Here is a 24,190-nt window from a genome sequence, read left to right on the forward strand (position 1 = left end):
GGAAGTAGAACCTCACCTTAGATTTTTTCTCCATACATACTACTCACAAATAATAGCAACACTACCATTGCTAACTGTTTTTACTGGAGGTGCTTACTTATGAGCAATTGGTACAGTAAGACGAAAGATCAAATATTAACAGATTTTAAAACACATGAACAAAATGGCTTAACAACCGAAAGCGTAAATGAACGCTTAAAGCAGTTTGGTCCAAATGAATTAACAGCAAAACAAAAGCGCACTTTATGGCAGCGGATTTTTTCTCAAATTAATGATGTCCTCGTATATGTCCTTATTATTGCTGCCCTTATTTCTGCCTTTGTAGGTGAATGGGCTGATGCCAGTATTATTGCGCTCGTCGTAGTTTTAAATGCTGTTATCGGTGTCGTCCAAGAATCGAAAGCAGAACAAGCTTTAGAAGCACTAAAAAAAATGGCAACACCTAAAGCCATCGTAAAACGAAACGGTGAGCTAAAAGAAATTCCATCCGAACAAGTCGTTCCAGGTGATATTGTCATGCTAGATGCGGGACGTTATATCCCATGTGATTTGCGACTTATCGAGACCGCAAATTTAAAGGTTGAAGAATCTGCTCTAACTGGTGAGTCTGTCCCTGTTGATAAAGATGCAATCTACCACCCTTCTATGCAAAGTGATGAGCAAGTACCATTAGGCGATCAAAAAAATATGGCCTTTATGTCTACTCTTGTTACATACGGACGAGGTGTCGGTGTTGCTGTTGAAACTGGAATGAACTCACAAATTGGTAAGATTGCTACCCTGTTACATGAAGCAGACGATGATATGACACCACTTCAAAAAAGCTTAGCACAAGTCGGAAAATATTTAGGATTTGTCGCTGTAGCTATTTGTATCGTTATGTTTCTCATCGGCTTTTTACAGGGACGGGATACGTTAGAAATGTTTATGACTGCTATTAGTTTAGCCGTTGCAGCTATCCCAGAAGGCTTGCCAGCTATCGTTTCCATCGTTCTTGCAATTGGTGTACAACGTATGATTAAACAAAATGTTATCATTCGGAAACTCCCAGCTGTTGAAGCCCTCGGTTCTGTCACAATTATTTGTTCAGATAAAACAGGTACGTTAACGCAAAATAAAATGACCGTTACTCACTTTTATAGTGATAACACATACGATCGCTTAGAAAGTTTAAATGTCAATAATGATGCGCAGCGTCTATTGTTAGAAAATATGGTGCTATGTAATGATGCGTCTTACAATAACGAATCACAAACCGGAGATCCGACTGAAATTGCTCTTCTTGTTGCGGGAAGCTCTTTTAACATTCAAAAAGACGATTTAGAAAATAAACATAAACGTGTTAACGAAGTACCTTTCGATTCAGATCGTAAAATGATGTCAACAGTGCATACATACGATGAAAGCTACTACAGCATGACAAAAGGCGCCATTGATAAACTTTTACCTCACTGTACCCATATTTTTAAAAACGGCAAAATCGAGGTTTTAACTGATTCTGATACAAATCAAATATTAGAAGCTGCCGGGTCAATGTCTCAAGAAGCTTTAAGAGTACTTTCATTCGCATTTAAACAATACAACTCAAGCGATGTGGATACAGAGCATCTTGAAGAAAACCTCATCTTTATTGGTCTTGTCGGTATGATTGATCCACCGCGTATAGAAGTAAAAGATTCAATTACAGAATGTAAAAAAGCCGGGATTCGCACAGTTATGATTACTGGAGACCATAAAGACACCGCCTTTGCCATTGCCAAAGAACTTGGCATTGCTGAAGAAATATCTGAAATTATGATTGGAACTGATTTAGATAACATTTCAGATACAGAATTAGCAAATAAAATTAATCATTTAAATGTCTTTGCTAGAGTCTCTCCAGAACATAAAGTGAAGATTGTAAAAGCTTTACGTGCGAAAGGAAATATCGTTTCTATGACTGGTGATGGTGTCAATGATGCTCCATCTTTAAAGCAAGCAGATGTTGGCGTAGCGATGGGCATTACAGGAACAGATGTTGCAAAAGGAGCAGCGGATGTAGTGTTAACAGATGATAATTTCTCATCTATCGTGAAAGCTGTTGAGGAAGGTAGAAATATTTATCGTAACATAAAAAAATCAATTCTCTTCCTACTCTCTTGTAACTTTGGAGAAATTATCGCTTTATTTTTAGCAATTTTACTTGGCTGGGCGACACCATTACGCCCAATCCATATTTTGTGGGTCAATTTAATTACCGACACACTTCCTGCACTATCACTTGGCGTTGATCCTGAAGATTCAGATGTGATGAAAGAAAAGCCACGCCGTGCGAAAGAAAGCCTATTTAGCAGTAGCGTCCCTTTTCTTATTTTCAATGGCACTCTAATTGGACTTTTAACGCTAGCAGCCTTTATCGTCGGGGCAAAATTCTATACTGGAGATACAAATTTATTCCCTCTTTTCCCAGAACGAATTGATGAAGATGCTCTATTACATGCTCAAACGATGGCATTTGTTGTTCTTAGTTTTTCTCAGCTCGTTCATTCATTTAACTTGCGCTCAAGAACGAAATCGATTTTTTCAATTGGGATCTTTACAAATAAATATTTAGTCTTCTCCCTTCTTATCGGTGTTCTTATGCAAGTTTGTATCATCTCCATCCCGCCCCTTGCAAATATATTCGGTGTGCATGCATTAACGATGCGAGATTGGGGATTTGTTCTTTTATTAAGTATCATTCCACTTGTTGTGAATGAAATCATTAAATTAGTGAAGAAAAACTAAAAGGCAATGAGGACTATTCCTCATTGCCTTTTCATTTATCCCACTGATTAAAGTTTCACTTTATCCTTGTAATTCTTTTTTGATGTTCTCTGTTAATGTAGCCATACGTTTGCGGCTTTCTTCACGCTCACGTTTATTTTGTTCTTCAATTTGTTGTGTTTCTTGCATGCCTCTTGAAATAATGTTCCAAGTTTCCTCAAGTGTTTCCATTTTAATACTAGAAGAACCTGATAATCTCGCTACTTCCACACTTTGCGTTGCGATGTTCTGTGCATTTTTCTTAAGTAATTCATTTGTACGGCGATCCAGTTCAGCCATAGAATCTGCAACAAGCTTTTGACGCTTCGCATTTACCGCCTGAATGATACCATTTTTAAAGATAGGAATCGTTGTAATAAATGCGGTATTGATTTTACCAATTAATTTATTATTACCACGTTGAATCATACGAATTTGTGGTGCTGTAAGTAGTGCAACCATACGCGCTTTTTCTAAATCATCAATACGCTGTTCTAAAATTTCAACAGAGTTTTTAAGTGATTCTAATTCAATACCTGCTATTTGATCATTATTACGTACGCGCTCTTCATACATCGGAACTAACTCTGTATTTAAACGCTCTAATAACATTTCTCCTGCTACTACGTACTTTTCTAAGTCTAAGTAATATTTTAAGTTTTGCTCATATAAACCATCTAACGTACCAATTGATTTTTTCATTTCATCTTGATACTTCGTAATTTCTACATACACTTTATCAATTTCACGGCCCATCGTTTGATACTTACTAAAGATTTGTTCAATCATTTTATCCGCTTTTTTGAACATACGTGAGAAGAAACCACTTTTCTCTTCCGCAAAGTCTTTGCTATCAAACCTATCCATAATTTTGCCAAGTTGTTTTAATAATTCACCTGAATCTTCTATTTTTGATAATGACATTGTATGTAAAATTTGATCAGCAAAACGTGAAATCTCCATAGAAGGTTCTTTTCCAAGTTCAATTAATTCTAACTGATCTTTAATATCTACCGCATTATAAATACGTTGTACATCCGCATCTTGTCTAAGTTGTAAGCGAACATCTTGTGCTGTTTGCTCATTTAATTCTGTTTTCGAATCTAGTACGACTGGGTTATTCATATGGTATTCTCCCTTTCCTTATAAAAATGGACGAAATAGTCCTTTTATTGTTTGTGATAAATTTTTATAGGCTGATGAACCATGAAACTCAAGATCGAAATTAACTTCTTCAAGCCAATGTGAATCAAATGCCCCTGCTTCAATATACGGTTCAATATCGTTTCTTCCCGTTGGATTGAAATGGAATACATCTACTCCAATTTGATTTAAAAATAGTAATAAAACAGCATCAGAACGAGTTAATTCTCCACTCTTCTCATTATTAAATATAACAATTTTCGGTACATCTTGTGAATAATCAAATTTCTCAAGCTGTTCTAAAATATTCGGTGGTATTTGAGAGAGTTGTGCGAAAACATATAGCGCTACATCTTGTTTCGTTTCTTTCGCAATTGGTTTACACATTTCACTTTCACACGTATGGATAATCGCCTCTGCAATCCCATGTTGTAAACCTTCCGGTAAACGCTTATGTGGCCACCAATGGCTATTCATAATTAAATCTGGATGTAATTTTCCACCGCGGTCTAATGCATCTCGATAATGATATTGGAAATTGGCTTTTTGTTCTTTTGTAAACGGGAATGTATTAATTAATAAACTGTTATCAAATGATGTAACAGCCTTTAATCGCTGAAAATATTCTTTATCATTCTTTGAAACACCTGATATTTTCGCAAATAAAGAAGGGATATAAATGTGTTTATTCTCAACAAAGAATGTCGGGCGCACAAATGCCTTTTCTTTCGTAATTAAAAAGAGTTCATCGTATGTCGTTTTTAATGTACGGGCTACAGGTGTATATGAACGGAATTGCCACGGCTTGTATAATAGTGAATTATCGTGGTGAAGTACTTGTTCAATTTCCTTTGAAGCTTGATACGCTACTGTTGCAACACGCTCACGACGGCGATCTGGAAATAGTTCAAGAGAAATCCGGCTTGGATGAGACACAACAAAACTTCTTCCTTCCTCATCAACATTCTCAAATCCATCTTTTCCTTCTGGGTGATAATAAAGCACATCACAACCGAGCATAATAAGAAAGTATAAGAAATATATACGGCTTTCCTGTGCATCACCGTACCAAATAATACGTGGCATTTGTTTCTTATAATTAATCGTAGAGAACCACTTTGCGACGTAATTTTCGCTTAATTTAATCATGTCGATTAAGAAACGACGAAAGCCTTCTGTCTTTAAAGATTGATTATGTTGTTTCTCATATAATTTCAATACTGAAATAAACGTCGTATGTATATAATGCTGTAAATCAGGATTGTCTACTTTCGGTAAAAGTTGTTTCCCAGATAAGTGTGCCACTAACCTATTTACTGTCAAACCATTTGGTGCTTCTTGATGTAATCCGAACACTTCTTGAATATGACGAAGTTTTTCCGAATCGATTACTTTGTTTAAATTTTGTTCGTGTAAAACTTCGATTCCTTTCGCTTCACTATAATCAAATAGGTCATTAAAATATTCATCTACATCATTAGGAACGCCGAGGATTCGACATGCTATATAACTAAATTTCATCTCATTCTCTGTCAGCTCATATTGTGGACGTTTTTCTAAAAGTGTTTCAAATTGCTTTAAATCTGATTCATCTTTTAATGCATATGGTTGAAGTGTAAAACGTGAAAACACAACAGTTCACCTCCAAAAACATTTACGTTTTTTCTAAGTCCTTCTTCTATTATAAACTATTTTTGGTTATAAAAAATGGGCGCTCGCAAAACGAGCAAACCCATTTCAATTATTTATGATTATTTTTAGTAGCCGCAACTTCTTCTTTAGCTTGTCCAGAATTCTTCATGTAGTGAAGTATAAATGTTGCTCCAAATGCTACAACTAAAATAATAAAGAACAGTGTATGACTAATATGAATATTAATTAGAGACAATAGCATTTTCGATGCGATAATTAAGATTAAAATATATGCTGTCGTTTCAAGCTCTGGAATACGCTCTAACAATTTTAAGAATACACCAGCGATACCACGCATCATTAAAATACCAAGCATTCCACCTAATAATAGAATCCAAACTTCATTTGATACACCAAACGCAGCAAGTACGCTATCTACAGAGAACGCGATATCCATTAATTCGACCATCGCAACCGTTCCCCAGAAGACACCGAACATTCTAAAGAGAATACTATTTTGATTCATACCATGAGCTTCTTCTTCTTCACTTGCACCTTTACGCTTATCAATAAAGTATTTCACTGATAACCAAGCAAGGTAAAGTGCACCAAGAAGTTTTACCCACCATAATTTAATTAAGAACATTCCGATTCCAATTGCAATAAATCGGAATACATAAGCTCCAATAAGTCCATAGAATAATGCTTTTTTACGTTTTTCTTCCGGAAGGTGTTTTACCATTACTGCTAATACAAGTGCGTTATCAGCAGATAATAATCCTTCAAGTACAACAAGTGTACCAATTAATCCCCAAGATACTGGATCCTGCAACACTTTAATCCACATGTCCAAGTCGAAAAACTGAGCATACGTATCAAGGATTCCTTGCAAAATACTCATCTTACCTTTATCCCCTATTCTTTGCTAGATTTATAGAAAGGTCAAAAAAAGGAAACGAATATCGTTTCCCTTCTTATGCATCCAAGCCATACGCTCTTACAAGCGCACCTAAACCACCTTGGAATCCACTTCCTACTGCATTAAACTTCCACTGTCCATTATGACGGTATAATTCACAAAAGACAACTGCTGTTTCGATGGAGAAATCTTCCCCTAAATCAAAACGAAGAACTTCTTCGTTTGTTTCTTCATTTGCTAAACGAACGAATGCGTTTCCGACTTGTCCAAAGTTTTGATTACGGCCTTCTCCATCATAAATTGTAACTGTAATAGCAATTCTGTGTACATCTGCTGGAACTTTCTTTAAGTCCACAACAAGTTGTTCATCGTCGCCTTCACCTTCACCTGTGCGGTTATCCCCTGTATGTAGAACAGATCCACAAGGAGACTGTAAATTGTTATAGAAGATAAAATCAGTTTCCTTCGTACATTTTCCGTTCGCATCTAATAAAAAGGCAGATGCATCTAAATCGAAATCTGATCCACCGTCATAAGATTTAATATCCCAACCAAGACCAATTACTGCTTTTGTTAAACCAGGGCTTGTCTTACCTAAATCAATCTTCTGTCCTTTTTGCAATTGAATTACCATTTATATTCACCTCTATATTTTAATCTTAAAAAATATATCCATCAGTAAACATCTGTTTCACCGATGGATATATCAATCTATTACTCTACATCTAAACCGAAATTATTACATAGAGACGCTAATCCACCTTGGAATCCACTTCCGATTGCATTGAACTTCCAGTCACCTGCATGACGGTATAATTCACCTACTACAACAGCTGTTTCAATAGAGAAATCTTCTCCTAAATCGTAACGAATTAATTCTGCATTCTTTTCTTCATCTAAAATACGTACGAAAGAGTTAGAAACTTGTCCGAAGTTTTGGCTACGGCCTTCTCCGTCATAAATTGTAATTGTGAAGCAAATACGTTCGATATGTGCAGGTACATTTTTCAAATCTACTTTAATCGCTTCGTCATCACCTTCACCGTCACCAGTTCGGTTATCTCCTAAATGCTCTACAGCACCATTCGCACCTTTAGGATTATTATAGAAAACGAAATCCTCTGCACCTGAAACTTTACCGTTAGCACCTACTAAGAAAATACTAACATCTAAATCGAAATCGTTTTGTCCGTCATAACGATTCGTATCCCAACCAAGTCCTACAAGAACTTTTGAAAGACCTGGATTCGTTTTTGTTAAGTCTACCTTTTGTCCTTTTTTCAATGAAATTGATGCCATATTCAATTCCTCCTCGGTTTATTTTATTGATAACGTGATACAATCTCACTTAAGTTTTTATCTTGTGTGCCTTCTCCAACAGCTGAAAACTTCCATTCACTTCCGTGGCGATACATTTCACCTGCGATTAGAGTCGTTTTTCCAGCATAATTATCCGATAAATTATAGCGCGCTAATTCTTCGCCAGTTTGCGGGTTTTGAATACGAATATATGCATTACGAATCATCCCGAAATCTTGACGACGATTTACACAGTCATAAATATTTACAACGAATACTAAACGATTAATACGGCTCGGAACTTTATGTAATTCTACGAAAATTGTTTCGTCATCACCAGCGCCTTCACCTGTTAAATTATCTCCTGAATGAATAATACTACCACAAGTAGAAAGCTTGTTTCCGAAGTAAACTAAATCGTTTTTGTTTACAAAACGATCCCCTTCTAACATAACAACAGATGCATCACAATCTACATTTGGTTTACTTCCAAATAATGAAGACAGAAACCCACCTGATTGCCCAATTGGATCCCAGCCTAAGCCAACCTGTAGTTTTGCTACTTTTGGTTGTCCTTTCGTTAAATCGATCTTTTGACCTTTTTCTAAAATAATAGGCATGAAGTTTCTTCCTTTCTACAAAGCATTTTCCAAGGCGGAAAATATTGTATTCTTCCCTTATATTGTAGCATTATTTACCTAGTGATAAAAAGGATAAATTCTCAGTTATATGAAAACATTCATATAATTTACTTATGATGATGTAAGAAGTGGTAAATAGAACCAATCATTCCTGCGCAATTACCGTTTTGCGCAAGCTCAATCTCACAATTACTATAAATCTCTTTGTGTAAATATTTTTCTACCTCTTCTTTTACTTCTTTTAAGAACTTATTTCCTCTATCAGTAATTCCGCCACCTATAACAATCATTTCTGGATTAAAAATATAAGCAAGATTACTAATCCCAATAGCTAAATGTTTTAAAAAAACTTCAACCGCTTGCGTAACTTCCCTATCCCCTTTATCATACAATTCGAAAATCGTTTTTCCATTCCACTCACTTTCACCTTTATATTTTCGTACAAGATGAATTAACCCTGAAATGGAAGCAACCTCTTCAAACGTTTTCCCTTCTATTAACATATTTCCCCATTCACCAGCACTAAATGAATGTCCTCGGTACAATTCTCCATCTATAAAAATCGCTCCCCCAATCCCAGTTCCAAGGGTAAGCATAATAAAGTTTCTTTTATCTCTTCCAATACCGTTCCACTTTTCTCCAAACGCTGCACAATTCACATCATTGTCAATGGATACAGAAACTTTTAATATCGCTTGCAATCTATCAATAATAGGAATTGTACTATAGCCTGGAATATGATCCGCACCTCCCGTCACAATCCCTTTATTAACGTCAACAATTCCCGCAGTACTAATACCAATTCCCGAAATCGTATGTTCACTCATTAATTTTTTTGATAAAAGAATGAGTTTTTGAATGATTTGTTCCCCACCCAAATGAATTTCTGTTGGAACTGTTTTATGCTTTAGTACTGTTCCTGTTTCTGAAACAATTCCATATTTAATTTGTGTACCACCAATATCAAATGCAATATATGCTTTCATCTGCTGTCACTTCCTCTACTGTAATGCATGTAAAATTCTCACTGCTCTACTATTTATAAAGTGAAACTTTAATCAGTGGGGGTTTTGTTCATCCCCCACTGATTATTAGCCCTCACCAATCGGGCTTTTACGGACAGCCCGCCCCCACCTAACTTCTTTGCTTTCGCTAAATTTTCAGGTGGGGATCTTACTGCCCGGCGAATAGCGGGGTAAAGAGTTTACACTAACTCTTTTCTCTCTTTAGAAATACACCACCTTTTTCTATATATAGTTTTTTTTGCATAAAACCCTTTTTCCTATGAAATATTACAAAGGGATGTATTTTAGATGGAATATTAATTTCTTAGGAGGAAAACAATGACGAAAATCTTCATTTTAGCATCAACACTCTCTTTATCTTTTTTTAGTGGTTTAAATATCGGTAATGCAGCAACAGAAAATTTCTCTCCAGCAACAAACGCAATTGTACAAAATAACGATCATTTCGCAGAAGGTAACTTAAAAGATAATAATAAACCACCAGGAAACGGTGGTTCTCAGGACGATAGTGGCTCTGATGGCAACGCTTCTGATGGCAGCGGTTCTGGCGGCAATGGCTCTGGTGGCAGCGGTTCTGGTGGCAATGGTTCTGGCGGCAATGGTTCTGGTGGCAACGGTTCTGGTGGCAACGGTTCTGGTGGCAACGGTTCTGATGGCAGCGGTTCTGGTGGCAGTGGTTCTGGCGGCAACGGTTCTGGTGGCAACGGTTCTGATGGCAGCGGTTCTGGTGGCAGTGGTTCTGGTGGCAATGGCTCTGGTGGCAACGGTTCTGGTGGCAACGGTTCTGATGGCAGCGGTTCTGGCGGCAATGGTTCTGGTGGCAGTGGTTCTGGTGGCAGTGGTTCTGGTGGCAACGGCTCTGGTGGCAACGGTTCTGATGGCAACGGTTCTGATGGCAGTGGTTCTGGTGACAGTGGTTCTGGCGGCAATGGTTCTGATGGCAATGGTTCTGGCGGCAATGGTTCTGGCGGCAATGGTTCTGGCGGCCGTGTTAAAGGCGATAGCAGTTCTCAAGGTGGCAACGGCTCTCAAGGCGGTAACCGTGTTAAAAGCGATAGCAGTTCTCAAGGTGGCAACGGTTCCCAAGGTGGTAATGTAAAAGATAATGCGAAAAAACAAGGCGATAAGTTACCTAATACTGCAACACATTATCCTGCATCTATTTTAATGGGACTTTCAACATTCCTAATTGGTATGCTACTATTTATTCGCCGTAAAAACGCAAAATAAAAACACATCCTCCATCTAAAAAATACATGAAACAAATTGTAAAACTAAAAAGGACTTTGGATTGCATTTTATTATGCAGCCCAAAGTCCTTTTCATCATTTCTATCAAAAGATTATTAATACGCTTTTCCCCAATACACCATTTGCTTAGCTTCTTTACCACAACAAATACATTCGTCAGCTACATGCTCTTGCTCAAAAGGCATACAGCGAGAAGATACTCCAACTTCTTCTTTTAGTTTCTCTTCACAAGCTAATTCTCCGCACCACATTGCTTTAATAAACCCTTCATCAGCTACTTTTTTCATCTCTTCGAAATTCGTCACACTATACGTATTCTCATCGCGAAATACTTTTGCTTTATTAAATAAAGAAATATGAATTTCTTCAAGTAGTGCTGGAATACGTTCTTCTAATTGATCCATTGATATAAATTCTTTTTCTTTCGTATCTCTTCTTACAAGTACAACTTGATTCTTTTCAATATCTTTAGGACCAACTTCTAATCGAATTGGAATGCCCTTCATTTCATACTCATTAAATTTCCAGCCTGGCGTTTTATTGCTAGCATCTATTTTTACTCGTGCAACCTTTTGAATATGTCCTTGTAACTCTGTTGCTTTCGCTATAACTCCTTCTTTATGCTGAGCAATCGGTACAATAACAACTTGCACTGGAGCAACTTTTGGTGGCATTACAAGTCCATTATTATCACTATGAACCATAATCAGTCCACCTATCATTCTTGTTGATACGCCCCAAGATGTTTGGTGTACATATTGCCATTTACCGTTACGATCTAAAAATTTAATATCAAATGCTTCTGAGAAATTCGTTCCAAAGTTATGAGATGTTCCTGTTTGAAGTGCTTTTCCATCATGCATTAAACTTTCAATCGTATAAGTTGCCTTTGCTCCCGCAAACTTTTCTTTGTCTGTTTTTTGTCCTTTAATTACTGGTATCGCTAAGTAGTCTTCACAGAAAGAAGCATATAGATTTAAAATATTTAACGTTTCAGCTTGAGATTCTTCTGCTGTTTCATGAATTGTATGACCCTCTTGCCATAAGAATTCCGTTGTACGAAGGAATGGTCGCGTTGTTTTCTCCCAACGAACTACTGAACACCACTGATTATATAACTTTGGCAAATCATTATAGGATTGCACAATTTTTGAAAAATGCTCACAGAATAAAGTTTCAGATGTAGGGCGTATACAAAGTCTTTCCGCTAATTTTTCATCCCCGCCATGTGTCACCCATGCTACTTCAGGAGCAAATCCTTCTACATGATCCTTCTCTTTTTGCAATAAGCTCTCTGGGATAAACATTGGCATATACACATTTTCATGACCCGTTGCTTTTAACTTCTCATCCATCACTTTTTGCATATTTTCCCACAATGCATAACCATATGGACGTAAAATCATACACCCTTTTACACTTGAATAATCAACAAGTTCTGCTTTTTTTACAATATCTGTGTACCACTGTGCAAAGTCCTCTTCCATCTTCGTAATTGCTTGTACTTGTTCTTTTGCCATAGTCAGTCTTCCTCCTTCTAGAAAATACAAAAAAGCCCGCGTCCCTAAATAGGGACCGAGCTTTGCCGGCGTTACCACCCTGATTCATGCACAAAAATTGCGCATGCTCTCTTTTTGATAACGGGAAATTCCCGCTGCATATGCAGAACTCAAAGGTAGGTTCCATATCGCCCTTTTAAGAATCTTCCAGCCTGACGGATTCTCTCTCTGCTAAAAAGGTTGTACATGTACTAGTCCTTTTTCATCGTTATAACGAAATAAATTTGTTGAATATCATAATATAAATTTCACTTCAAAACAAGAGCGAATTTTCTTATTTTTATATATTCTTTTCATTTTTTACAGTTTTATACGTAGCTTTTTCGCGAGATTTTTAAAAGTTGATGTGCAATCATACCGATAAGTGTGCCCAGTAGGACGAAGAAACCAATAAATCCATATCCCATTCCTTCCCATCCACCAATAACCATCATTGTAATGGGAAAGGATGCTAAGCAAAGAAGTATTAAACTAAGTGCAAATATAATATCAAACTGCTTGTCTGGAAACCGTTTCTTTAGTAAATACGAAATAGCAAATACAAGGATAATCGTAATTCCGCCAATGATGTAAAAGATACCAAATCCATCTAGCCAATCCATAGTATTCCCTCCTCCCATTCATTCCCTTATACTTAATTATATGTTTAATTTTTCTGAAAATAAATATATAAATTTTATTCAAAAAATATATTTTTATTACTAGGTATTAATAGTAATATATAATAATAGGTTTTATATAATTAGGAGGATTACTTTATGGATAAAGCATTAACGAATCGTGTCATTATTTTATCATTCGACTGTTTATCAGCTTTAGATTTTCCTATACTACAAAAATTACCTCATTTCCAATCTCTAATAAAAAATGGCACGGTTGTCGAAAAAGTAGAACCAATTTATCCTTCTGTAACATATCCAAGCCACTCAACAATCGTAACCGGTAATTACCCTAACAAGCACGGTGTTGTTAGCAATACATTCCTTCAACCTGGACGCGAATCACCAGATTGGCATTGGTACCGAAAATCCATTAAAGGAACAACGTTATACGATGAAGCACGTAAAGCAAATTTAACGACAGCTGCCCTTCTATGGCCTGTTACTGGCAAAGCAAATATTGATTACAATTTACCAGAAATCTTTCCAAATAGACCGTGGCAAAATCAAGTTTTAGTTTCCTTATTTAGCGGTAGCCCGCTATATCAATTAGATTTAAATCGTCGTTTCGGCCATATACGAAATGGATTATCACAACCTGAACTCGATGATTTCGTACTTGCCTCTGCTGTGCATACAATCCAGACGAAAAAGCCTAATATTATGTTTGTACATTTCACCGATTTAGACACCCAAAGACACTATTATGGATTTGAATCAAACGAAACAGTAGCTGCCATCCATAGGCACGATGAACGTCTAGGAAAAATTATTCAAGCATTAAAAGATAGTGACCTATACGAAGAAAGTACAATTATCGCCCTTGGTGATCATAGCGCTTTAAGTGAAAACAAATCCATCCAATTAAATGTGCTATTCCACCAAAGAGGACTTATATCTCTAAATAAAAAAGGTAAATTAATAGACTGGAAGGTCTATTGCCAAAGTTGTGACGGCTCTGCCTATGTATATGTGAAGGACAAAAATGATACGGATACAATTCGAGAAGTACAACTACTCCTTGAAGAACTACTTAAACATAAACAAAACGGAATTGAATTTATACTTCACGATGAAGATGCGAAGGAATGCGGTGCAGATGGTAACTGTTTATTTATGTTAGAAGCGCGAGAAGGGTATTATTTCACTGAAAACTATACAGGAGATTTTATAAAAGAAATTACTGAAAAAGATGTTACGCCTAGTAAAAAATATACATTTGGTACGCATGGATACTCTCCAACAAAACCTAACTATGAAACAATTTTTATCGCTGCTGGGAAAGGGATAAAAAGCGGTGTTACCGTCCCGTATATGAGACTTATTGATGAAGGTCCAACTATCGCTAGACTACTCGGTTTACACTTAGGTGAAACAGACGGATCAATTGTAGAGGATTTACTTCAATTGTAAAGAACTGTGTATATATGTAAAAGTTATGTAAAATTCATCACTGTTTCTCTTTTTATAATTTTTATTTTTGTACACTGTTAGTAGAACAAATTTAAGGGGGAACATTATATGAAAAAAATGTCCAGACAAGAAAAAAGCTGGATATTATACGATTGGGCGAACTCGGTATATTCGCTCGTCATTACAACCGCATTATTTCCAATTTACTTTAAAGCAGCTGCAAAAGAAGCTGGATTATCCGGTGCAACTTCAACAGCATATTGGGGATATGCAAACTCATTCGCAACACTTTTAATTTCTATACTTGCTCCTATTCTCGGCACAGTTGCTGATTATAAAGGATTTAAAAAGCGATTTTTCACATTCTTCTTTGGACTCGGCATCGTATTTACAAGTATGCTAGCAGTTGTTCCAACATCTCAGTGGTACTTATTATTAGGATGCTATATGCTCGCATTAGTCGGTTTTGCTGGGGCAAACATTTTTTATGATGCATTTTTAGTAGATGTCACTACTGAAGATAGAATGGACCGAATTTCTACGAGAGGTTTCGCTTTAGGCTATATTGGGAGTACTATTCCTTTTATCGGTTGTATCGCTCTTATTATTCTTGCTCAAAAAGGAACTATCCCTTTATCAGTTGGCATTGCTAGTCAAATTTCATTCGCGATAACTGCTCTTTGGTGGGGACTATTTACAATTCCAATGCTGAAAAACGTAGAACAAACACATTATATTGAACGTCATCCAAGACCAATTACAATGAGCTTCAAACGCCTTGCTGAGACTTTTAAAAATATTAAAGAATATAAAACGGTCTTTATGTTTCTAATCGCTTACTTTTTCTATATTGATGGGGTCGATACAATTATTACTATGTCTACCGCTTACGGAACAGATCTTGGTATTAGTGCAACGAATCTATTAATCATCTTATTTGTCACACAAATTGTAGCTTGTCCATTCGCTTTACTATATGGAAAATTATCAGAAACCTTTACAGGTAAAAAAATGCTATATGTCGGCATTATTATTTATATCATTATCTGCACATATGCTTATTTCTTAAAAACAACACTCGATTTCTGGATTTTAGCAATGTTAGTTGCCACTTCTCAAGGTGGTATTCAAGCGCTTAGTCGTTCCTATTTTGCAAAACTAGTACCTAAAGAATCTGCAAATGAATTCTTCGGATTTTATAATATATTTGGCAAGTTTGCCGCGATTATGGGTCCAGTATTAGTCGGTGTTACAACGCAATTAACTGGAAAAACGAACGCTGGTGTTCTTAGTATTATTGTATTGTTTATTATCGGTGGATTCCTATTAACTAAAGTCCCTGAAAATAATACATCCGTTACACCACCTAATCCGAAAACTAAAACGCTATAAGAAAAAGATCCTCTTCTTGCGAGAAGTGGATCTTTTTTATCGATAACGTCTTACAATTAAAAACTCAACAGCTGGCTTTACAACTATCGCAGCACATAACGCAAACAATAGCGGTATGTTATGAAAATCAATCCATTTATTAAAACCTACCGATGCGAAAAACAAACCAAAAATGAATACAACTAGTACATAATACGTAACATTTGCACTCGTTTTTAATACATGTTTTTCTAAATCTTCGTTTTCCTCAGTTTCCCCTTCAACGCTATATGATGCCAAACTTTTAAATAGATAATGTAACGCGATGCTACAAATAAATAGTGCATACCAATTTACTTGAAGTTCAGTTAACCAATAATAAAGTGCAAACACTAACGTACCTATAGCTACTAATACAGTAACGAAAAAGCTTATTTTCTCTTTCCCCAACAACTACTCCCCCTACTGCTTGTACAAAAATAGTTTATCAACAGTTGTTCCTAATACTTCCGCTAAACGGAATGCTAACGCTAAGCTTGGATCATATTTATTATTCTCAATTGCGTTTATCGTCTGTCTAGAAACCTTACATTTATCAGCTAATGCGCCTTGTGAAATATTATTTTCAGTGCGTAATTCATGGATTTGATTTTTCACACCATTTCTCCTAACCTGTAAAATCGTTTTTACATCATCAGTATATAATTGGCTCATATAGTTGTCAAAAGTTCCCCAAAGAAAAAGGGAGCAATTCTGCTCCCTTACAATAGTTATTTCGAAGCTAACGAATTTGTTAGTTCCTCTTTATTAACGACATCTTCATTCTTTATTTGCATGCGTAGAACTGGCCCTATTGCCAATAATATAAGTGCCATTGCTATACAAAATACAATAACTAGTGAAGTCATTTCCTTTAATCCTCCAGCTAAAGCAGTACCAATTAGCATAGCTCCCATAAACAGCGGTAAAATTGTTCCATTTACTCTTCCAACCATATTTTCTGGTACAAGTTGAATCATAAGCGTACCGACAACGATATTAACACAAGCTAAACAAATACCTGTTCCAAATCTCATGAAACTAGTAATCCAAAATGATGTAGATAGCCCTTCTACTAAAAATGACATCGCTAATATGCTCATACCGAATACAAACATCTTTTTCGGATTCACTTTTGAAGCGAAAACTGCAGCAATAATACCACCAATTAACATACCTATTCCATCAGCTGCAGCTAAATATTGAACTGCTTCCTTTTCCATTCCAAGGCGTTCTATTACAAGAAACACCTCTAATGGATTCGTTAGTCCAACAGCTAAGCCCATAATAGTAAAAGTAATCGTAATCATACGTAAATTTTTCGTATGAAGAACATATTTCCAACCTTCTTTTATATCATTTTTCAATGAATCTCTCACCACTTGCTCTTGTTCAACCCATTTCGGTAAAAAAGAAAGAGCGATAGCAGATAACAAAAATAAAATGATTAAGCTATATAGTGACGTAAATAAACCAAGTTTTGTATACACAAGCGATCCTACCACTGGTCCAAAAATCATAAATAATGACTGTAATGTTTGGTTAAATGCAATCGCATTCGCTACCTGTTCTTCCTTTACGTAGCGCTTAAATATACGCGAGGATGATGGCTGAGAAAACTGGCCTACAATCGCGGAAATGAGTGTTGCAAAAAATATAGCCTGCCAATAATCTAGCTTTAACAACAAGACAATACCTATGATAGATAGTACACTTAACACATCTCCAGCAACCATCGTTCTTTTCGGATTCCAGCGATCAGCTAGTGCACCACCAATAAACGAGAAAATAAAGATAGGTGCATATTCCATAACCGATAACAACGAAACTGAAACTGGATCATTATTCGTTCTCTCCATTATGAAATACAAAAGAGCCATATTTCTGATCCAAATTGCAAATTGTTGTAAAATATCAGATGCCATAACGAGCATAAATGCTCGATTTTTAAATAAAGCGTTCATTTTCATTCCCCTTTCACAAACCGACCGTTCGGTCTAATTTATTTTGTAAGAAAAGCAACTGACTTATTATTCAGCTGCCATTCCTTTTAACAATACATCTATCGCCTTTTTATAAATACGTTTCAGCTCTTTATAATCTAACTCGTAGTAAAGTACTCCAAGCCCTGATAATAATCCATTCACAATATACATAAGATCGCGCGTATTATCTTCACGAAATTCTCCAGACTGTATGCCTGCTTCAATTAATTTCTCAAACATAACGTATGATTCTCTAGTTAAAGCTAACATTTCATCCAAAGTCTCTTTGCTTACAACTTGGCTCATAGAAAATTCTTCTATTGCATTAGAAATAGGTTGCTGTATGTCCTCTACATAATATTCCGCGAGACCATATAGTTTTTCAGTACTCGTACTATACAACTTCTCTTTTTCATTCCATTTCTCAAGCCAATCATACGTATACTGCTTCACTACAAATAAAAATAATTCTTCTTTACTTTTAAAGTGATAATAAATGCTTCCTTTACTCCGCTCTGTAATTTCACAAATATCTTCCATAGATGTAGCTGCATAGCCTTTTTGTGAAAACAGACTTTCTGCTTTATATGCAATTTCTTTTTTGATCTCTTCTGCGCTTCTTCTCATATTTACACCTCTTTAAACCGACCGTTCAGTCTAATAATAACAAATAAAAAACCTCTATCGCAAGAGGCTATATTCTTTATTTAAGAAAACGTACTTTCAAACCAAGTTCGAATCATATGTATTATTCCAAATTTAAATCCTAATTTAACAAGAAATACGCTTCCCGCAGCTATTAAAAATAACGCTACTTTCCCCTTGTTTTTCACTTTCGGCTCCCTCTTCATTTTCATTCCCCTTAGTATATTAAAAATATTTAATCAAACGTTTGTTTAACTGTTTTTATGCATATGTAAGCCAACTAATCAAACGTTTGTTTAAAAAAGAAATACGCCTATATAAGGCGTATTCTCATCAATCACCGCCACCGCCGCCATCGCAGCTACCTCCACTATCTCCACCAGAAGATCCTCCACAATCATGTGAACCGCCATCATTATCCGATCCAGCAAAGAAAAATAATGGTGATGAGCTATTAGACGAATTGTGTATATTATTTTGTTTCGCAAGATTTACCTTCTTTTTGTTTGAACGAACCGCTATTACGATTATTCCAATTACAACAAATAATAGTATGAAAATAATAAATTCCATATAGATCCCTCCCTTAATCTTCGAATAATTGAATGGTTCTCTCTAGATTTTCAAGTGAAATGAAACGCGATTCACGAAGAATCTCTTTTCCATTATGAAATAATAAAATTGTTGGACCTGTAAATACTGCATATCGCCCCGCAACCTCTTGCATGTCTTGCAGTAATATCTCTATTTTCTCCACGTAATCATAATTCTCTAATACGTAATTTACTTTCCTTAACATAACATCACAAACACCACAATTTTCCGTTTTAATAAACAGAAGTACTAATGGTTGTTCTTCAATGTATGTTGCTAATTCTTCTATCGTTTCAAATTTATTCATCTTATCCCTCTTAACGTAGTTTACGAAATACTTTACCTTGATACATACGAAATGCTGAACTGTCTTTAATCTTTCTTTTTTCCATTACCTGCTGAAAGCGTAGTGTTTTTGCTGTTAACTCTTCTTGTAATTTTTTTCTCTCTTCTTCATCATAACAGCAAGCGATTAAATCCTCTATTTTTAATATATCTTTTTGTAGTTCCATTTCTGGGGGAATCATTCCCGCATTTTTTAAAATTTTATAACTCATTCTAAGTTCTGGAGGTACCTTCGAAAGATCTTCTAATTGTAGTGGCTTTCCTTTTCCCGGAATATTATCAAGATCACCATTCCGTATTGCTTGACGAATTTTTTCTTCAGCAATATTCAAAAACACATCCACACTATTCCCTCCTTTACATATTTTTACTATTATTTTACATGATATTTTCTCATCTTGCTACGTCATAAGAAATCGACTTCATACAATTTTTTCTCAATTTTATTTATAAGGCGCTATTTTCTACCTCACAAATATTTCATTTTCATATACAGTTTGTATTCAAGCCTTTTTATATTGAGAAAATCCTTCCGAATCGAATAAAGCGTTTACACTAAATCTTACATTTGTTACGATTTAATCATCCCTAGCTTCTTGTATAGACTTCGTGATGTCTGATCATTTTCATCTAGATGATTTATACATCTAGATTCATTTTGATTTATTGGCGCATGCCTTTAAATATCTTTTATTTTGAAAGGAGAAATGGCTATGAAATCAAAAAAATTCACACTGCTATTACTATCCCTACTACTCTTCTTACCTCTTTTTCTCACAAACTTTATTACTCCAAACTTCGCATTAGCAGATTCACCAAAGCAAGGTCAAAAAATTGTTGGGTATTTTCCTTCATGGGGCATTCACGGACGTAATTATCAAGTTGCAGACATTGATGCATCAAAACTCACTCATCTAAACTATGCATTTGCTGATATTTGCTGGAATGGAAAACATGGAAATCCTTCTACACATCCTGATAATCCAAATAAACAAACGTGGAACTGTAAAGAATCTGGTGTACCACTGCAAAATAAAGAAGTTCCTAATGGTACTCTCGTATTAGGTGAACCATGGGCTGACGTCACAAAATCTTATCCAGGATCAGGGGCAACTTGGGAAGATTGTGATAAATACGCCCGCTGCGGAAATTTCGGAGAACTGAAACAATTAAAAGTTAAGTATCCACACTTAAAAACAATTATTTCCGTTGGTGGCTGGACTTGGTCTAACCGCTTTTCTGATATGGCCGCTGATGAAAAAACAAGAAAAGTATTTGCTGAATCTACAGTCGATTTCCTACGCGAATATGGATTTGACGGTGTTGATTTAGATTGGGAATATCCTGGCGTTGAAACGATTCCTGGTGGTAGTTATCGTCCTGAAGATAAGCAAAACTTCACTCTACTTCTTCAAGATGTTCGAAATGCATTAACTAAAGCTGGTGCAGAAGATGGTAAACAATATTTACTAACAATCGCTTCAGGTGCAAGCCAACGTTATGCTGATCATACAGAGCTAAAGAACATCTCTCAAATACTTGATTGGATTAATATTATGACATATGACTTCCACGGTGGATGGGAACCTACTTCTAACCATAATGCAGCTCTATACAAAGATCCAAATGACCCAGTAGCGGATACGAAATTTTACGTAGATGGTGCTATAGACATTTATACAAATGAAGGTGTTCCAGCGGATAAACTCGTATTAGGTGTACCTTTTTACGGACGTGGATGGAAGAGTTGCGGAAAAGAAAATAACGGACAATACCAACCTTGTAAACCAGGTAGTGATGGAAAGCTAGCCTCTAAAGGTACTTGGGATGATTATTCTACCGGTGACACAGGTGTGTACGATTATGGTGATTTAGCAGCTAATTATGTTAATAAAAATGGGTTTGTTCGCTACTGGAACGATGTAGCGAAAGTACCTTATTTATATAACGCGACTACAGGCTCATTTATTAGCTACGATGACAATGAATCTATGAAATATAAAACAGACTATATAAAAACGAAAGGTTTAAGTGGAGCAATGTTTTGGGAATTAAGTGGGGATTGCCGTACAAGTCCAAAATATAGTTGTAGTGGACCTAAATTACTTGATACGTTAGTAAAAGAATTACTGGGTGGACCTATTACTCAAAAAGATACTGAGCCACCAACAAACGCAAAAAATATTGCTGTTACAAATAAAAATTCAAACTCAGTTCAATTGAACTGGACTGCATCTACTGATAACGTAGGAATTACTGAATATGAAATTACTGCCGGAGAAGAAAAATGGAGTTCAACAACAAATAGCATTACAATTAAAAACTTGAAACCTAATACAGAATACACATTTTCAGTAATTGCCAAAGATGCTGCTGGAAATAAGTCGCAACCTACCGCTATTACAGTTAAAACAGATGATGCTAATACGACACCTCCTGGTGGAAATGGCAATGCTACCTTTTCAGTCACTTCAAATTGGGGAAGTGGTTACAACTTCTCGATTATAATTAAAAATACCGGGACGATCCCTATTAAAAACTGGAAATTAGAATTTGATTATAACGGCAATTTAACGCAAGTTTGGGATTCTAAAATTAGTAGTAAAATAAATAATCATTACGTAATTACGAATGCAGGATGGAATGGTGAAATTCCTCCTGGTGGATCGGTTACAATCGGAGGGGCAGGGACAGGTAATCCCGCCGAACTTGTAAATGCATCCATTAGCGAAAACTAAAGGTAACATCCCTTAATTATTTCACTAAAGTTTGAATTTAGGTTTGAGTGCTCTATCCTAAATTCAAACTTTTAATTTTATGAAAAATCATAAATCAGTATTACAATAACCTATTATAATTATATTTAGTTTCTAATATGAAGTTCGTGTGAAGTTCATCTGAATTTTACATGAATTTCCTTTAAGTTCTATTGTCTTCCTATAGTAATCACATTATCCTTTACATATAGGAATTATTTTCATTCCATTTCAAACTATCTATATATATATAAAAGAAGATAGTCGCCTATTAGGGAAAGGCATCTAGTATTATTATAAATATAAACATAACAAAAGAAAAAGCACGCTTATAAGCGCACCATAAGAGTGCTTCTTCATACAATTCTCATGTAAGAGTTCTCGAAAATCATGTTAATCACAAAGAAAAGGCATTAGCTTATATAAGCTAATGCCTTTTCTTTATTCATACTGTTAAACGTTCCATTCTTCTATATTCCATACTTTTGTTATCCATGCTTCATAGAAAGAAGGCTCATGTGAGACAAGTAAAACTGTTCCTTTATATTGTTGTAACGCTTCCTGCAAGGACTTCTTTGTTTCTATATCCAAATGATTAGTTGGTTCATCTAAAATTAAAACATTGCTTTTCGTTACGATAAGTTCACATAAACGTACTTTCGTTTGTTCTCCGCCGCTTAATAAACGAATAGGTTTTAATACGTGTTCTTCTTTCAATCCACACTTTGCTAATGCTTGGCGCACTTCTTTCTTTGTCATATCTGGTCGTTCTGCCCAAACTTTCTCTAATGGTGTTGTTTCTGAAGCAAACTCCTCCTGTGCAAAATAAGCAGGATTTACTCGTTCTCCAACAGAAATTGAACCACTTAGCGGCTTTATTTGACCTAATAACGTTTTTAACATCGTCGTTTTTCCAATTCCATTATGACCAACAATCGCTATCTTTTCTCCCTTTTTCACTTGTAAATTCAACTCTGGACATAACGGATCACTATATCCTATCCTTAGTTTCTCAGCTTGCAATATACGACTCACTGGCTCCTCATAAACATTGAAATCAAAACGAGTTTGAGTTACATGATTAACCTTTTCAACCCTTTGCATTTTCTCTAACACTTTCTCTCGACTTTTAGCCTGTTTCGCTTTTCGAATTTTATTTTTTTGAATAAATGTTTCTAACTGAGCAATTTCTTTTTGTTGTTTCGTATACGCCGATTGTAATTGTTTCGTTTGCACTTGATAACTTTGCACAAACTTTTCATAATTTCCTGCGTATCGCTTCACTTTCCCTCCTTCTAGATGATAAATAACATTCGTAATACTGTTCAAAAATACTTCGTCATGTGAAATGATTACATAAGCTTTTTCATACAGTCTCAAATATGATTGCAACCATTCTATATGAGCTGTATCTAAATAGTTTGTTGGCTCATCTAGCAATACAACATCAGCTTTTTCTAAAAGGAGCTTCCCAAGTAATAACTTTGTTCGTTGTCCTCCACTTAACTTTGAAACATCCTTTTCCAAACCTACCTCAAACAACCCTAAACCAATTGCTACTTCTTCAATTTCTGTATGAATTTGATAGAAATTAGAACTTTCCAATATAGTTTGTAATTCTCCATACTTTACTAACAGTTTTTCTACTTCTCCTGCTCCATTCATTTCTTCAGCAATTTTTAACATCTCACATTCAATCGCATACAAATCAGAAAATGCACTTTGTAAATATCTTTCAATTGTTATCCCCTCTTGTAAATCCATATGCTGCTGTAAAAAACCTACCTTCACATGCGGAAACCATTCAATGTTCCCATCATCATGTATAAGTTCTCCTGTTAAAATCCTTAACAATGTTGATTTTCCAATTCCATTTTTCCCTACTAACCCAACATGCTCGCCCTTTAATAATCGAAAGCACGTATTATATAAAATGGTTTTCTCACCATACGAATGACTTAAATTTTCTACTGTTAATATACTCATTTTTTTCTCTCCTTTACTTATCATCCATAAGCTAAATAAGAGAGAGCAACAGTATAAAGCCTTATTTAATTGTGCATATAAAAAATGGGTAAGGTGAATACACCTTACCCATTACATATTATCGTAAAAAAGGATTAAGGTTCTT

23 protein-coding genes and 1 other annotated feature are annotated in these 24,190 nt (G+C 35.6%); of the genes, 5 read left to right on the forward strand and 18 right to left on the reverse strand.

Annotation, left to right across the window (positions count from 1 at the left end):
• Window positions 1–99: 99 nt before the first annotated feature.
• On the forward strand, window positions 100–2,766 hold the full coding sequence (locus tag ACYVEC_RS03600; protein WP_063221652.1) for a cation-translocating P-type ATPase: 2,667 nt from the start codon (window positions 100–102) through the stop codon (window positions 2,764–2,766).
• Window positions 2,767–2,826: 60 nt separating this feature from the next.
• On the opposite strand, the gene ACYVEC_RS03605 is transcribed toward ACYVEC_RS03600, so the two are convergent.
• The 7 genes from ACYVEC_RS03605 to ACYVEC_RS03635 form a co-directional block, all read right to left on the reverse strand.
• The gene (locus ACYVEC_RS03605; RefSeq protein WP_060629400.1) at window positions 2,827–3,909 is read right to left on the reverse strand and encodes a toxic anion resistance protein; all 1,083 of its coding nucleotides are present in this window, start codon (window positions 3,907–3,909) and stop codon (window positions 2,827–2,829) included.
• A gap of 18 nt (window positions 3,910–3,927) precedes the next feature.
• A complete protein-coding gene (locus tag ACYVEC_RS03610; protein WP_063221651.1) occupies window positions 3,928–5,559 on the reverse strand; it encodes a YceG family protein in 1,632 nt (543 codons plus the stop codon).
• Between the two features lie 109 nt (window positions 5,560–5,668).
• A complete protein-coding gene (locus tag ACYVEC_RS03615) occupies window positions 5,669–6,460 on the reverse strand; it encodes a TerC family protein (RefSeq protein WP_063221650.1) in 792 nt (263 codons plus the stop codon).
• 73 nt (window positions 6,461–6,533) lie between these two features.
• A complete protein-coding gene (locus ACYVEC_RS03620; RefSeq protein WP_063221649.1) occupies window positions 6,534–7,112 on the reverse strand; it encodes a TerD family protein in 579 nt (192 codons plus the stop codon).
• An 80-nt stretch (window positions 7,113–7,192) separates the two neighbouring features.
• Complete coding sequence (locus tag ACYVEC_RS03625) at window positions 7,193–7,777, reverse strand: TerD family protein (RefSeq protein ID WP_000146724.1); 585 nt, start codon at window positions 7,775–7,777, stop codon at window positions 7,193–7,195.
• 23 nt (window positions 7,778–7,800) lie between these two features.
• A complete protein-coding gene (locus tag ACYVEC_RS03630) occupies window positions 7,801–8,397 on the reverse strand; it encodes a TerD family protein (protein WP_001974780.1) in 597 nt (198 codons plus the stop codon).
• A gap of 128 nt (window positions 8,398–8,525) precedes the next feature.
• Complete coding sequence (locus tag ACYVEC_RS03635) at window positions 8,526–9,404, reverse strand: ROK family protein (RefSeq protein WP_063221647.1); 879 nt, start codon at window positions 9,402–9,404, stop codon at window positions 8,526–8,528.
• A gap of 357 nt (window positions 9,405–9,761) precedes the next feature.
• On the opposite strand from ACYVEC_RS03635, the gene ACYVEC_RS03640 reads away from it, so the two are divergent.
• A complete protein-coding gene (locus ACYVEC_RS03640) occupies window positions 9,762–10,673 on the forward strand; it encodes an LPXTG cell wall anchor domain-containing protein (protein ID WP_460505653.1) in 912 nt (303 codons plus the stop codon).
• A 115-nt stretch (window positions 10,674–10,788) separates the two neighbouring features.
• On the opposite strand, the gene proS is transcribed toward ACYVEC_RS03640, so the two are convergent.
• Together proS and ACYVEC_RS03650 are read right to left on the reverse strand one after the other, a co-directional pair.
• Window positions 10,789–12,213 carry a proline--tRNA ligase gene (proS, locus tag ACYVEC_RS03645; protein WP_460505655.1) on the reverse strand — a complete coding sequence of 475 codons (1,425 nt, stop codon included), beginning with the start codon at window positions 12,211–12,213 and terminating at the stop codon, window positions 10,789–10,791.
• A gap of 47 nt (window positions 12,214–12,260) precedes the next feature.
• Window positions 12,261–12,467 (reverse strand) — a binding site (T-box leader).
• Between the two features lie 93 nt (window positions 12,468–12,560).
• Window positions 12,561–12,854, reverse strand: coding sequence for a YesK-like family protein (locus tag ACYVEC_RS03650; protein ID WP_063221644.1), 294 nt, complete (start codon window positions 12,852–12,854; stop codon window positions 12,561–12,563).
• A 156-nt stretch (window positions 12,855–13,010) separates the two neighbouring features.
• Between ACYVEC_RS03650 and ACYVEC_RS03655 the strand changes: the two genes are divergently transcribed.
• Together ACYVEC_RS03655 and ACYVEC_RS03660 are read left to right on the forward strand one after the other, a co-directional pair.
• On the forward strand, window positions 13,011–14,324 hold the full coding sequence (locus ACYVEC_RS03655; RefSeq protein WP_063221643.1) for an alkaline phosphatase family protein: 1,314 nt from the start codon (window positions 13,011–13,013) through the stop codon (window positions 14,322–14,324).
• A gap of 108 nt (window positions 14,325–14,432) precedes the next feature.
• The gene (locus tag ACYVEC_RS03660) at window positions 14,433–15,716 is read left to right on the forward strand and encodes an MFS transporter (RefSeq protein WP_063221642.1); all 1,284 of its coding nucleotides are present in this window, start codon (window positions 14,433–14,435) and stop codon (window positions 15,714–15,716) included.
• Window positions 15,717–15,752: 36 nt separating this feature from the next.
• Here ACYVEC_RS03660 and ACYVEC_RS03665 read toward each other — a convergent pair whose 3' ends face one another.
• The 8 genes from ACYVEC_RS03665 to ACYVEC_RS03700 all read right to left on the reverse strand — a co-directional run bounded on the left by ACYVEC_RS03665 (window position 15,753) and on the right by ACYVEC_RS03700 (window position 19,647).
• Window positions 15,753–16,145, reverse strand: coding sequence for a hypothetical protein (locus tag ACYVEC_RS03665; protein WP_063221641.1), 393 nt, complete (start codon window positions 16,143–16,145; stop codon window positions 15,753–15,755).
• Window positions 16,146–16,157: 12 nt separating this feature from the next.
• Window positions 16,158–16,409, reverse strand: a complete 252-nt coding sequence (locus ACYVEC_RS03670; protein WP_080468319.1) for a helix-turn-helix transcriptional regulator — start codon at window positions 16,407–16,409, stop codon at window positions 16,158–16,160.
• Window positions 16,410–16,465: 56 nt separating this feature from the next.
• Entirely contained in the window at window positions 16,466–17,698 is a 1,233-nt protein-coding gene (locus ACYVEC_RS03675) for an MFS transporter (RefSeq protein WP_098555135.1), read from the reverse strand.
• Between the two features lie 66 nt (window positions 17,699–17,764).
• On the reverse strand, window positions 17,765–18,346 hold the full coding sequence (locus tag ACYVEC_RS03680) for a TetR/AcrR family transcriptional regulator (RefSeq protein ID WP_063221639.1): 582 nt from the start codon (window positions 18,344–18,346) through the stop codon (window positions 17,765–17,767).
• A gap of 80 nt (window positions 18,347–18,426) precedes the next feature.
• Window positions 18,427–18,570, reverse strand: a complete 144-nt coding sequence (locus ACYVEC_RS03685) for a hypothetical protein (RefSeq protein WP_063221638.1) — start codon at window positions 18,568–18,570, stop codon at window positions 18,427–18,429.
• 127 nt (window positions 18,571–18,697) lie between these two features.
• Window positions 18,698–18,937: a hypothetical protein gene (locus ACYVEC_RS03690; RefSeq protein WP_098555136.1), complete on the reverse strand. Its 240-nt coding sequence runs from the start codon at window positions 18,935–18,937 to the stop codon at window positions 18,698–18,700.
• 13 nt (window positions 18,938–18,950) lie between these two features.
• Window positions 18,951–19,265, reverse strand: coding sequence for a thioredoxin family protein (locus ACYVEC_RS03695; protein WP_063221636.1), 315 nt, complete (start codon window positions 19,263–19,265; stop codon window positions 18,951–18,953).
• A gap of 10 nt (window positions 19,266–19,275) precedes the next feature.
• A complete protein-coding gene (locus ACYVEC_RS03700) occupies window positions 19,276–19,647 on the reverse strand; it encodes a DnaJ family domain-containing protein (protein WP_460505661.1) in 372 nt (123 codons plus the stop codon).
• 369 nt (window positions 19,648–20,016) lie between these two features.
• On the opposite strand from ACYVEC_RS03700, the gene ACYVEC_RS03705 reads away from it, so the two are divergent.
• Window positions 20,017–22,041 (forward strand): glycosyl hydrolase family 18 protein, encoded by a 2,025-nt coding sequence (locus tag ACYVEC_RS03705; RefSeq protein WP_460505663.1) that lies wholly within the window; start codon window positions 20,017–20,019, stop codon window positions 22,039–22,041.
• Window positions 22,042–22,512: 471 nt separating this feature from the next.
• Here ACYVEC_RS03705 and ACYVEC_RS03710 read toward each other — a convergent pair whose 3' ends face one another.
• Complete coding sequence (locus ACYVEC_RS03710; RefSeq protein WP_460505665.1) at window positions 22,513–24,045, reverse strand: ABC-F family ATP-binding cassette domain-containing protein; 1,533 nt, start codon at window positions 24,043–24,045, stop codon at window positions 22,513–22,515.
• Window positions 24,046–24,190 lie beyond the last annotated feature (145 nt).

The organism is Bacillus sp. MN7755 (genome assembly GCF_054771475.1).